Origin of the sequence: Pseudomonas sp. OV546, assembly GCF_900116845.1 — a bacterium.
Taxonomy (GTDB): Bacteria; Pseudomonadota; Gammaproteobacteria; order Pseudomonadales; family Pseudomonadaceae; genus Aquipseudomonas; species Aquipseudomonas petroselini.
Genome location: NZ_FPCE01000003.1, coordinates 525,976 through 538,222 on the forward strand (window position 1 = coordinate 525,976; position 12,247 = coordinate 538,222).

A 12,247-nucleotide genomic window follows, 5' to 3' on the forward strand; every position below is an offset into this window, starting at 1 on the left:
TCAGTTGATGCATTCGGTGACTGATTCACCGCCATCGGGGGCAAGCCCCCTCCCACACTTGAACCGGTTCCTTCAGTTACTTAGTCATTTACGGGACAACCGATGCTTTTTAACCAAGCCTCACGCCTGGCCAAGATCACCAGCCCCCTGGGGCCGGATGTGCTGCTGCTCAATGAAATGGGCGGCGGCGAAGAGCTGGGGCGGCTGTTCAACTATGAGCTGCAACTGACGTCCCTGGACGCCAACATCGACCTCAACCAGTTGCTCGGCAAACCCATGAGCGTGGGCCTGCAACTGGCGGACGGCGGTGAGCGGCACTTCCACGGTATCGTCGCGCGCTGCAGCCAGAACATCGACCAGGGCCAGTTCGCCAGTTACCAGGTGACGTTGCGCCCGTGGCTGTGGCTGCTCAGCCGTACCTCGGACTGCCGGATTTTCCAGAACCTGAGCATCCCGCAGATCATCAAGCAGGTGTTCCGCGACCTGGGGTTTTCCGACTTCGAAGACGCCCTGAGCCGGCCGTACCGCGAGTGGGAATACTGCGTGCAGTACCGCGAGACCAGTTTCGACTTCGTCAGCCGCTTGATGGAACAGGAAGGCATCTACTACTTCTTCCGCCATGAACAGGACCGCCATGTGCTGGTGCTGGCTGACGCCTACGGTGCCCACACCACCGTGCCGGGCTACGCATCCATCCCGTATTACCCCAAGGACGAGCAGCAGCGCGAACGCGACCACATGCACAACTGGCACCTGGCGCAAGAGGTGCAGCCCGGCTCGCTGGAGCTCAACGACTACGACTTCCAGCGCCCCAGCGCGAGCATCGACGTGCGCTCGGCCATGCCGCGCCCGCACACCGCCGGCGACTACCCGCTGTACGACTACCCCGGCACCTACGTGCAAAGCGCCGACGGCGAACACTACGCCCGCACCCGCATCGAAGCCCTGCAAACCCTGCATGAGCAAATCGAGTTCAGCGGCAACGCCCGTGGCCTGGGGTCGGGGCATTTGTTCAGCCTCACCGGCTTTAGCCGCCAGGACCAGAACCGCGAATACCTGATCGTCGGCATTCGCTATTACATCGTCCAGGAAAGCCTGGAAAGCGGCGGAGGTTCGGGCGGCGCGCAGTTCGAAAGCAGCCTGACCTGCATCGACGCCCAGCAGAGCTTCCGCCCGTTGGCCAGCACCCACCGCCCTATCGTCAAAGGCCCGCAGACCGCGCTGGTGGTCGGCCCCAAAGGCGAGGAAATCTGGACCGACCAATACGGCCGCGTGAAGGTGCATTTCTACTGGGACCGCCACGACCAATCCAACGAAAACAGCTCGTGCTGGATTCGTGTGTCGCAATCCTGGGCCGGTAAGAACTGGGGCTCGATGCAGATTCCCCGGATCGGCCAGGAAGTGATTGTGAGCTTCCTTGAAGGTGACCCCGACCGGCCGATCGTCACCGGGCGGGTCTACAACGCCGAGCAGACGGTGCCCTACGACCTGCCGGAGAACGCTACCCAGAGCGGTATGAAGAGTCGATCCAGCAAGGGCGGCACGCCGGCCAACTTCAATGAAATCCGCATGGAGGACAAGAAGGGGTTGGAGCAGTTGTATATCCATGCTGAGCGGAATCAGGACATTGTCGTCGAAGTCGACGAAAGCCATTCCGTGGGGCATGACCGGAATAAGAGCATTGGGCATGACGAGGTAGTAACGGTCGGCAACGACCGCGTGCGTGCGGTCAAGCATGACGACATGCTCATGGTGGGGTTCAGCAAGACCGATGCCATCAGTAAGAGCTACCTGATTGAAGTGGGTGAAAACCTGCGTCTGGTCTGTGGCAAGAGCGTGCTGGAGCTCAACGCCAGCGGGCAGATCAACCTCACCGGCGTGCAGATTAACGTGTACTCCGAAGGCAGCTCCGAGATCAACACCGGGGGCAACTTGCACCTGAACATTGGCGGCAAGGGCGGCACTACGCCCATGGGCCAAGGGGTCAAAGGCGAAATCGACGCTGCCGTCAATTCCATGTTTCCCAAGCCGCCTTCCGGCCAATAACGAGATCCGATTTTCATGACCTATCGACTCAATGAACTGCAATTCACACTGCCCAGCGAAGAGGTGCAGGATGCGTCCATCAATATCCTGAAGTTCGCCGCGCTAGGCACATCGTTGATCGTCAGCCGTAGCCTGCTCGGCGATGATGAAACACTGCAAAGCAATTTCGAAGGCCAACTGGCCAAACTCGAGAAACAGGTGCAAGACTTACGCTACCAACCGGCGCAGGTAGTTCGCGTGGGCGCGGCGCAGGATGTCGACGCCATCGAAGTACATAACCAGTTCAGCAAGGGCGCCGAGCGTATCTATCAATACCAGTTGGCGCTGGTTGTACCGGGCACCCAGCAGATGCTTGCCCTGAGCTATGTCAAAGCCCAGCCTCTGGGCGACGCTGAAAATGTCCACTGGGCAACGATCAAAAACACCCTGCTGCTGAATCCGAAGCCTTGAAGCCCTTCCACCATGTCTGACGCACTTTGGGCGGCACGCCTCGGCGACGGCCTGCTACACACCTCGGTTATGGCCGACATCCTGGGCGGCGTGCTGGAAATCGCAGCCAATATCGCTATTACAGCGGTAGCCACTGCTGCGATCGTGGCCGCGACCGGTATTACCGTCGTTACCGGCGGCCTGGGCTGTTTTGTGCTCGGCGCGGTGGTGGGAATCATCGTCGGTATCGGCATGAGCAAGACGGGGGCGGACAAGGGACTGACAAAGGTTTGCGACTGGATAGGCAACGCGTTATTTCCGCCGGTGGTGATGGCGACGATCGCCACCGGCTCACACAACACCTTCACCAACGGCATACCGTCTGCACGTGCCGCAGGTGCTATCGGTCCGGTCAGCTCGCAACTCGCCGAAGGTGGCAGTCCCGAAGAAGCCAGCTACCTGGACATGGCCAAGGGTTTTTTCTCGCAGATGTGGCGCCCCACAGTAGCGGTTCCTGCGCCAGGCGCAGTACCCAAGCCGCTGGATATCGTGATCTGCACCAAGCATCCGCCGATGCCGCCGCAGTTTATTGCCGAAGGCTCCAGCAAGGTCACTATCAACGGTCAGCCAGCCGCCCGTAGCGGTGACCGCAGCACCTGCGACGCCTCGATTGTCGAGTCGGGGATGATCTCCAGCAACGTGCGCATTGGCGGTAGTCCGGTGGTGGTCCGCGAGATTCGCAGCGGCAAGACGCCGGGTGTCGGGCTGGCGGTAACCGCGCTGTTGATGCTGCGCGGCGGTGGTTCGAAGTTCTTCAGCAAGCTGCCGTGCATGGTGGTGGGCGGACTGGTGTCGTGGGGCACCAGCCAGGTTACCAACGCCATTTCCTCTGCCGTGGTCGGCTCGCCCAACCCGGTGCATAGCTCGACGGGCGCGAAAATACTTGATGGCGAGGACGACCTGGACTTCGCCTTGCCTGGCCTTCTCCCTATCGAATGGCAGCGCTACTACAGCAGCCGAGACGAACGTCGAAATGGCCTGTTCGGCGCCAGCTGGAGCGTGATCTACGAAGTGTTTGTCGAGATTGGCGCACACCCCGAAGGTGGCGAGCGACTGGTCTATACCGATGAGCAAGCGCGCCAGATCGACATAGGTGTGATCCCGCTGGGTGGAGCTGTATTCAGCGCAGGGGAAGGCTTGAGCGTGCGGCGCAATACCAATGGCCAACTACTGATTGAAAGCGTTGATGGACTCTATCGACTGTTCGAGCCAACGCCGGACACCCCTTCGCAACTGCGCCTCAGCCAGTTAGGGGATCGCAATGACAACCGCATTTTTCTCGACTATGACGCCCAGGGTCGGCTGAGCCAATTACGAGATACTTTCGACCATGTGCGCGTCGAGTTGGGCTATAGCCAACAATGGCCGGCGCGGGTAGAGCGAGTCGATCGCGTGTACCCCGATCACAGTCGAGAAACCCTCGTCAGCTATGCCTACGACACTCGCGGCGACCTGGCCGAAGTTCGCGACGCCGCCGCAAACGTGCAACGTCGCTTCGCCTATAACGCTGGCCAGCGCATGGTCGAGCACCAACTGCCCACCGGTCTACGTTGCTACTACCACTGGGAATGCGTGGAAGATAGCGAGTGGCGTGTGGTGCGGCACTGGACCGATGAAGGTGACGAGTACCGGTTCGACTATGACCTGTCGGCCGGTGTGACCCAGATTACGGACGGCTTGCAACGCGTCAGCACGCGCCGCTGGAACCCGCAGTACCAGATCACCGAGTACACCGACAATCTGGGGAAGACTTGGCAATTCGAGTGGAACGACGAACGTCAGTTGCTCGGTGCAATTGATCCTCAAGGCGGTAAATGGCAGTTCGGCTACGATGAATCCGGCAACCTGTGCAGCACTCAAGATCCGTTGGGGCGTATCGAGTCCACATTGTGGCTGGAGCATTGGTCGCTTCCATTAGTGGAGACCGATGCGGCAGGCCAAGCGTGGCAATATCAGTACGACCAACGAGGTAATTGCGTCAGTGAAATCGACCCCTTGGGGCATGTCACACGGTATCGCTACGATACGTTTGGTCAGGTGGTGGAGATCATCGACGCCACGGGCAAAAGCAAAACCCTGCGTTGGAATGAAACCGGACAGTTAATTCAGCATGTCGATTGTTCGGGGTACCCCACAGCGTTTGAGTACGACCGCCAGGGCCACTTGCAGGTAGTCATCGACGCCTTGGGCGAACGGCAGCGTTATCAACACGACCGCCAAGGCCGCTTGCTGCAAACCGAAATGCCGGACGGTCGCACCGAGCAGTACCTGCGCGACACCAGCGGTCTGTTGATCGGCTATACCGACGCTGCGGGTCACACCACTCGCTACCAATACGGCCGTCGCGGGCAAGTGCGCCAACGAATAGATGCCCACGGCAGGCAAATTGAGTTCCGCTACGACGCCTATGGTCGGTTACAAACCCTGACCAATGAAAACGCGGAAAGCTACCGCTTTGCCTGGGACGAGGAAGACCGCCTCACGGAACAGCAAGACTTGGACGGCAGTGCTCGACGTTATGACTATGATGCGTTGGATAATCTGGCTGCCTTAGAGTACGTTCCCTCGAATGAAGGACTGGCAGTGCCGTCCCCTATCGTGCATCGCCTGGAACGCGATGCGGTTGGTCGCTTGCTGGTGAAAGTTACCGATGATGGCCGTACCGAATACGCCTACGATCCGGTGGACCAGCTCACCGCCGTCACTTTCACAGGCAATGATGAAACCACCCAGGCTTTGGCCTTTGCCTACGATCCGCTTGGTCAACTGATTACCGAACAAAGCGCCGCCGGCAGCCTGAACCATCACTACGATGAACTCGGCAACCTGATCCAGACCCAACTGCCCGATGGCCGCTGGCTCAATCGCCTGTACTACGGCAGCGGTCACCTCCACCAGATCAACCTCGACGGCCGCGTCATCAGCGACTTCGAGCGCGACCGCCTGCACCGCGAAGTGCTGCGTACCCAAGGCCAGATCACCACGCGCAGCGAATACGATCGCAGCGGCCGCCTGCGCTCACGGATACGCCGCCCCAATGGCCAGCCCACGCAACTGCCGGCCGCCCAGCAAAAACACTTCGACTACGACCCGGCCGATAACCTGATCGGTCGCCTGGAACGCGACCGCGACAAGCATCGGGACCAGCGTCAACTGCTGCACTACGACGCGACCGGTCGCATCATCGCCAGCCAGGACAACGCTCAAGGCCAGCAGGAAACCTTCGCCTACGACGCCGCCGCCAACTTGCTGGACGGGCCGCCATCCAGTGCAGGGCTGGTCGTGCATAACAAGCTGCTGACATATCAGGACAAGCGCTACCGTTATGACGGTTTTGGTCGAATGATCGAAAAACGCAGCGCTGCACGTGGTTTGCAACATTTCGCCTACGACGCAGAGCACCGGCTGATTGAAGTGCGCAGCCAGAAGGACGGACGGGAAACGGTCGTGAAAATGACCTATGACCCGCTTGGCCGGCGCATCGCTAAAACCGAACATGACAGCAACGGCTACCCGCTGGGTGAAACCCGATTCGATTGGGAAGGTTTGCGCCTGTTGCAGGAGCATCGGCATAGCCAGACCAGCCTCTACATCTATGAAGAAGACAGCTATGCGCCGCTGGCCCGGGTGGATGGGACGGGCGAGCATCAGAGCGTGCGCTACTACCACAACGATCTGAACGGGTTGCCGGAGCAACTGACTGAAGCCGACGGGAAGACGGTGTGGCAGGCGCGGTATCGGGTGTGGGGGAATACGGTTGAGGAGGTGCGTGAACCGTACTTTATCGAAGAGCAAAATCTACGGTTTCAGGGGCAGTATCTGGATCGAGAGATCGGACTGCACTACAACACGTTTCGGTTTTATGATCCGGATGTGGGACGGTTTACGACGCCGGATCCGATTGGGTTGGCGGGTGGCTATAACCTTTACCAATACGCACCCAATACCTCCGGGTGGATCGATCCGCTTGGCCTGCTCAAAGAAGGCGAAGTGGCAGGTTACGGTGCAAAGGCCCACAAGAATGATGGACTGGAAGCACACGAGATTGTCCGCAATAAATTTCTGGAAGAAAAAGGTATCGCCAAAGGTCGGCGTTACAAAGGCAACCCGTCGATTGCCCTCTCTCCCGAGCATCACGACATGGTGCATGCCGAGGAGAATCGTTTGCGGCGCGCTCGTGGGATGGGACCCAATCAGATGCTTAAGCGCGGGAAGCTGGAGATTCGCCTCATGTCCCAAGCCATACACAACTCACTGGTCAAAACCGGCATCATCACGCAACAACAAGCCAGGACCGCGAGGCGCTCTGCCGCGTCATTCGCCAAACGAAAAGGTTGTTTCTAAAGGATCACGGGCTATGGGTATCAATCAAATTATTCTCTCAGAGCAAGACCATAACCTTGGACAAATAGGCGGAGGTGCGTGGCTTACAGACCTTGATCTGTGGCCTAAAGACCCGCAAACCGGTCAGCTTATGCTGCCGGTGATTACGATGACCTCAACGTTCTTGGGCGTTCCATTCATACCCTCCGGGATGGCGCTTACGGTGTTCGTCTCCGTTGAGCGAGTTGACGAAACGTACACACGGTCATCTATACGCAAGTTGACTGTCCATCAACAAAGCGAGATGGAGAAACTTCAACTTGGCCATAGCAAAGTTCTGCTTCACGCACTAGCGACTTCCGAACTCACACCCGTTACGTTGGTTGATCCGATTCCGCGAACGTACATTGCCCAGCAGCCACTGACTTCCAAACAAATGGAGGAAGAACTGGAAGACTTGGACTGTGGCGCGGGTATCAGCAAGGCTCTCGGGCGCCCCGCTTGGTTGCAAGACCCTTTGTATGAAAGCCCTCGCTACTATTTTTTGGCTCAGCTAATCGACGCTGACATCGCGAAAATAAGTCCTAACCACGAAGGGATATTCGGTGGTGGTATCGGCTATATATTTGCCGATAATCGAGCGAAAAAGATGAAAGAGGGAGATGTGGGTGGCTATTTCCTCGTTCAATTTACTTGAGTACACAGCACATGAAACCATCAACAGCCCTCGGATGCTTCCTGTAGTCGTGTTCACTACGCTAGCAAAAAACGAGCACCGATCAAGGCTCGTTTACCGAAAGGCAAGATCATATTGTGCTCAATCCCAATCTTCAGTTAACGGGGCTGGCCCTAGCTTACGCCTGCGCCTAGCGTCCATCGGCTGGAACGTGATGCGGTTGGCCGGCTCGTCGCCAAGACCACCGACGATGGCCGCACCGACTACCACTACGACGCGGCGGACCAGCTCACGGCTGTCACCTTCACCGATTCGCAGGGCAATGCCCAAGCCCTGGGCTTTGCCTACGACGCCCTCGGCCAACTGCTTTGCGAGTAGAGTTCGGCGGGCAACCTGCAACACCACTACGACGAACTCGGCAACCTGATAGGCAAACTCGACCAACAACCCGCTGCGCAACACCGCCAGTTGCTGCACTACGACGCCACCGGCCGCATCATCGCCAGCCAGGACAGCCTGCACGGCCAGCAGGAAACCTTCGCCTACGACGCCGCCGCCAACTTGCTGGACGGGCCGCCAGCCAGTGCAGGGTTGGTCGTGCATAACAAAGGGTGTTGAGGAATCGATAAGCCCATTACGCCACTCAAATAAGTTCGAAGAACTTGTTGAACGTTTTCGATCGCAATGCCCTACCGCGTTCCTCGATACACTTTCATGCACCCTGCTGGACTCTATTTATCAAACTACTGTGTCCGGCGCAGACAACTTTCCAGTACAGGCCATGACCGACAATATATTGTTATTGGCCTGGTGCAAGAAGCGTGAAATGGCCCACGAACGCACCGAGTATTACAAGACCATCCTTCAAGGATGGCCGGAAGGTGTGACGCAACGTGTAGGCGGAGCAGCGGGCTGGGAGCGTGAAGTTAAAACGCTGATGGACCCGGAGCATCTTGAGAGCTCCGTTGCACAAGAATTAAAGAAGTTCAAGCTGAGCCAATTCCCGGATCACTCGCTGGTGTGTGATTAACCGGCAAGGCCCTCACAAAAAATGGGCACCCGACCCAGTCGGCGTGCCCATTTTCCCTACCACCCCGCCCCCTTCGAGACGGTAACGCCATTACGCGTTGACAGTGTCTTTCAGCGATTTGCCTGGCTTGAACGCAACCGTGTTGCTGGCCTTGATTTTCACCGGCTCGCCGGTTTGCGGGTTTTTGCCGGTGCGGGCGCCGCGGTGGCGTTGCAGGAAGGTGCCGAAGCCGACCAGGGTGACGCTGTCCTTGCGGTGCAGGGCGCCGGTGATTTCTTCGAGAACGGCGTTGAGGACGCGGTTGGCCTGTTCTTTGGTGAGATCCGCTTTTTCAGCGATGGCGGCTGCGAGTTCTGGTTTACGCATAAGTGAAGCCTCTTTGACGGTTTTTTGTTGTTATGTCCGTGCTGCTCTCTTCTGGAGCAGCGCCCAAAGCGCCGCAGGCTCTACTCTGCGGCAGACGGGAGTGAGGATGGCATGCCCTCGCACGCTCCGCCAGTCTCGCGGCGACCTTTCTAAGGGGAAAAACGTGCTTATTCCGACAGAACGACCGGTATTTACGCCAGCAATGGCGGAAGTTCTTTATTGAGGGCCAGTTTTTCCATCACCGCAGTGCCGGTCAGTGCATACCCCAGCAGGCGGCCACTGGCGTCGCGGCACAAGGCCTTGATGTCGGCGCCCTCGCCTTCCACGCTCCACACGCCTTCGGTGCCGCGTGGCGGTGGCGAGACCACCAACGGGCAGACCGGCGTCTTGACGGTCACCGGCATCGGCCCGTAGCTGACCGCCGTGGCGTTGCCGGCCAGGGTCTGGGCCAGGGCGCGGGCGCAGCTCATCAGTGGCATCACGTACAGCAGGTTCAAGCCGTCGACCTCGGCGCAGTCGCCCAGGGCGTAGATGTTGGCGTGGGAGGTCTTGAGGTGGCGGTCCACCATGATCCCCCGGTTGGTCTGCAGGCCTGCAGCAGCGGCCAGGTCGACACGTGGGCGCAGGCCGATGGCGGAGACCACCAGGTCGCAGGCGATCACTTCACCGTCCGACAGATGCGCTTCCAGGCCATCATCGGTGCGCTGTAGCCGATTGAGCACCGGGCCCAGGTGGAAGCGCGCGCCGAGGCCTTCCAGACCGGCCTGTACTGCGGCGGCGGCCGCCGGGTGCAGCAGGGTCGGCATGACCTGCTCGCACGGTGCCACCAGATCGATTTCATAACCGCCAAGAATCAAGTCGTTGGCGAACTCGCAGCCGATCAGGCCGGCACCGAGCAGCAGCACGCGGCGCTTACCGGCAGCGGCGGCACGAAAGCGGGCGTAGTCTTCGAGGTCGTTGATCGGGAAAATCAGTTCAGCCGCATCGCCTTCAACCGGTACCCGCACGGTTTCTGCGCCCCAGGCCAGGATCAGGTCACGGTAAACCACCGCCTCCTCGCCGATCCACAGGCGCTTATGGCCGGGGTCGATGCCGCTGACGCGGGTGTGAGTACGCACTTCGGCCTTGAGTTGCTCGGCCATGGTGCCGGGTTCAGCCATGCTCAGGCCATCGGCTTCCTTGTTCTTGCCAAAGCCGGTGGAGAGCATGGGCTTGGAGTAGGAGCGCCCGTCATCCGCGGTGATCAGCAGCAATGGGGTCTCGCTGTCGAGCTTGCGAAACTCCCGGGCCACGTTGTAACCGGCCAATCCTGTGCCGATGATCACGACAGGTGCGTTCATTCCTTTCTCCTTGTAGTACTTATCTGAAAACCAAAATTAGCCGATTTCGATCATTTCGAAATCCATTTTGCCCACGCCGCAGTCCGGGCACAGCCAGTCTTCCGGGACGTCCTCCCAACGAGTACCAGGCAGAATTCCGTCATCCGGCCAGCCGTCTTTTTCGTCATAGATCAGGCCACAGACTACACATTGCCACTTCTTCATTACTTGCTTCCTCAGGGTCCAGGCATCTTGGCCGACGGTCGATAGACCCGCGTTGCCGTACGGCTCAGGGCGTTTTGTACTGATCAGGGCCGGCAGATGCAAGCACGATCGACGCAAGCAGCCGGTTCAGTCCGGCAAACACCCAGGACGCCATGGTAAGCTCGCCGCCTCTTTTGCTGCCAATACTGACTCACCGTGCCGCACTCAATCGTCCCCCCCGATGCTTGCCAATGGCTGATCCAGAGCCTTCTGACCCCTGCGCCCGCGCCGTTGACCCTCAACTGGCTGTTCAACGAAGACTCGCTGACGCGGCGGCTGACGTGGCTGTCCAACGACGGTTTCAGCGTGACGCCACTGTTCGAAGGCTGGCAGCCGCTGCGCGATGACGAATGTGCTGCCCTGGCGCTGGCGCCGTCCAGCATCGGTTGGGTGCGCGAGGTGTATTTGCGCGGCAATGGCCAACCGTGGGTGTTCGCGCGCAGTGTCGCGGCGCGCAGCGCCTTGCAGGGCGACGGCTTGCATATGGATGAACTGGGCAGCCGCTCGCTGGGCGAGTTGCTGTTCTGCGACCAAGCCTTCACGCGCCAGGCCATCGAGGTGTGCCATTACCCACGGCACTGGTTGCCCACGGCCGATCAGGTCGACGGGCTGTGGGGGCGCCGCTCACGCTTCGATCGCGGGCCGCTGAGCGTGCTGGTCGCGGAGATCTTTTTGCCCAGCTTCTGGCACGCACTGCACGCCCATCCGGAGAACTGCTGATGTACCAACGTCTGCTCAAATCCCTTAACCACCTGAACCCCAGGGCCTGGGATTTCGTTCAGTTGACCCGCATGGACAAGCCCATCGGCATCTACCTGCTGCTGTGGCCGACGCTGTGGGCGCTGTGGATCGCGGGCAAGGGGTCGCCCTCTTTAATCAATATCGTGATTTTTGTGCTGGGCGTGGTGCTGACCCGGGCCGGCGGCTGCGTGATCAATGACTGGGCCGACCGTAAGGTCGACGGCCACGTAAAACGCACCGAACAGCGCCCGCTGGTGAGCGGCAAGATCAGTTCGAAAGAGGCGCTGGTGTTTTTCGCAGTGCTGATGGGCATCAGCTTCCTGCTGGTATTGTTGACCAACGCCACGACTATCCTGCTGTCCCTCGGTGGTCTGGCCCTGGCGGCAAGCTACCCGTTCATGAAGCGCTACACCTATTACCCGCAGGTGGTGTTGGGGGCGGCATTCTCGTGGGGCATGCCGATGGCGTTCACCGCCGAGACCGGTGATTTGCCCGCGACCGCATGGCTGCTATACATCGCCAACCTGCTGTGGACAGTGGGCTACGACACCTATTACGCCATGACGGACCGTGACGACGACTTGAAGATCGGTGTGAAGTCCACGGCCATTCTGTTTGGCGATGCCGATCGCGTGATCATTCTTACTCTGCAAGGCCTGTCGCTGGTGTGCCTGCTATTGGCGGGGGCGCGATTTGAGCTGGGCGGGTGGTTCCACCTGGGGTTGCTGGCGGCGGCGGGCTGTTTTGCCTGGGAGTTCTGGTACACCCGGGACAAGGATCGGATGAAGTGCTTCAAGGCGTTTTTGCACAACCACTGGGCCGGGTTGGCGATATTTGTCGGGATTGTGGCGGATTACGCATTTCGCTAAGTGCCGTTATGTCGGGTGACTGGGCTGACGCCATCGGGGTGTAGAACCGTAGACATCGTTTACATCTGAAACCGGGGACATCGTTTACACATTTGAGGCTTGGACGCGGGTCATACCCCGTCCA

Annotated in this window: 10 protein-coding genes and 1 pseudogene; 8 read left to right on the forward strand and 3 right to left on the reverse strand. The window is 59.3% G+C overall.

The genetic code is table 11. The features are described 5' to 3' along the window. Positions 1–102 precede the first annotated feature (102 nt). The 6 genes and pseudogenes from BM403_RS10430 (at position 103) to BM403_RS10455 (ending at position 8,564) form a co-directional block, all read left to right on the forward strand. Positions 103–2,046 carry a type VI secretion system Vgr family protein gene (locus BM403_RS10430; RefSeq protein WP_093542689.1) on the forward strand — a complete coding sequence of 648 codons (1,944 nt, stop codon included), beginning with the start codon at positions 103–105 and terminating at the stop codon, positions 2,044–2,046. A 15-nt stretch (positions 2,047–2,061) separates the two neighbouring features. After that, the gene (locus tag BM403_RS10435) at positions 2,062–2,496 is read left to right on the forward strand and encodes a DcrB-related protein (protein ID WP_093542691.1); all 435 of its coding nucleotides are present in this window, start codon (positions 2,062–2,064) and stop codon (positions 2,494–2,496) included. Between the two features lie 12 nt (positions 2,497–2,508). After that, positions 2,509–6,879, forward strand: a complete 4,371-nt coding sequence (locus tag BM403_RS10440; RefSeq protein ID WP_256577155.1) for an RHS repeat-associated core domain-containing protein — start codon at positions 2,509–2,511, stop codon at positions 6,877–6,879. Between the two features lie 13 nt (positions 6,880–6,892). Next, positions 6,893–7,555 (forward strand): hypothetical protein, encoded by a 663-nt coding sequence (locus BM403_RS10445; RefSeq protein WP_093542693.1) that lies wholly within the window; start codon positions 6,893–6,895, stop codon positions 7,553–7,555. Between the two features lie 162 nt (positions 7,556–7,717). Beyond that, positions 7,718–8,143, forward strand: a pseudogene (locus tag BM403_RS31440) (hypothetical protein); the annotation flags it as partial. A 172-nt stretch (positions 8,144–8,315) separates the two neighbouring features. Beyond that, positions 8,316–8,564, forward strand: a complete 249-nt coding sequence (locus tag BM403_RS10455; protein ID WP_139237962.1) for a hypothetical protein — start codon at positions 8,316–8,318, stop codon at positions 8,562–8,564. 90 nt (positions 8,565–8,654) lie between these two features. On the opposite strand, the gene BM403_RS10460 is transcribed toward BM403_RS10455, so the two are convergent. The 3 genes from BM403_RS10460 to BM403_RS10470 form a co-directional block, all read right to left on the reverse strand. Next, on the reverse strand, positions 8,655–8,930 hold the full coding sequence (locus BM403_RS10460) for an HU family DNA-binding protein (RefSeq protein ID WP_003176958.1): 276 nt from the start codon (positions 8,928–8,930) through the stop codon (positions 8,655–8,657). Positions 8,931–9,121: 191 nt separating this feature from the next. Beyond that, a complete protein-coding gene (locus BM403_RS10465; RefSeq protein WP_046034834.1) occupies positions 9,122–10,270 on the reverse strand; it encodes an NAD(P)/FAD-dependent oxidoreductase in 1,149 nt (382 codons plus the stop codon). 36 nt (positions 10,271–10,306) lie between these two features. Continuing rightward, positions 10,307–10,474, reverse strand: coding sequence for a rubredoxin (locus BM403_RS10470; protein ID WP_015886569.1), 168 nt, complete (start codon positions 10,472–10,474; stop codon positions 10,307–10,309). Between the two features lie 195 nt (positions 10,475–10,669). Between BM403_RS10470 and BM403_RS10475 the strand changes: the two genes are divergently transcribed. Further along, positions 10,670–11,233 (forward strand): chorismate--pyruvate lyase family protein, encoded by a 564-nt coding sequence (locus BM403_RS10475; RefSeq protein ID WP_015886570.1) that lies wholly within the window; start codon positions 10,670–10,672, stop codon positions 11,231–11,233. After that, the gene (gene ubiA, locus BM403_RS10480) at positions 11,233–12,123 is read left to right on the forward strand and encodes a 4-hydroxybenzoate octaprenyltransferase (RefSeq protein WP_015886571.1); all 891 of its coding nucleotides are present in this window, start codon (positions 11,233–11,235) and stop codon (positions 12,121–12,123) included. Before BM403_RS10475 ends, ubiA begins: the two co-directional genes overlap by 1 nt. The last annotated feature ends 124 nt before the right edge of the window (positions 12,124–12,247 follow it).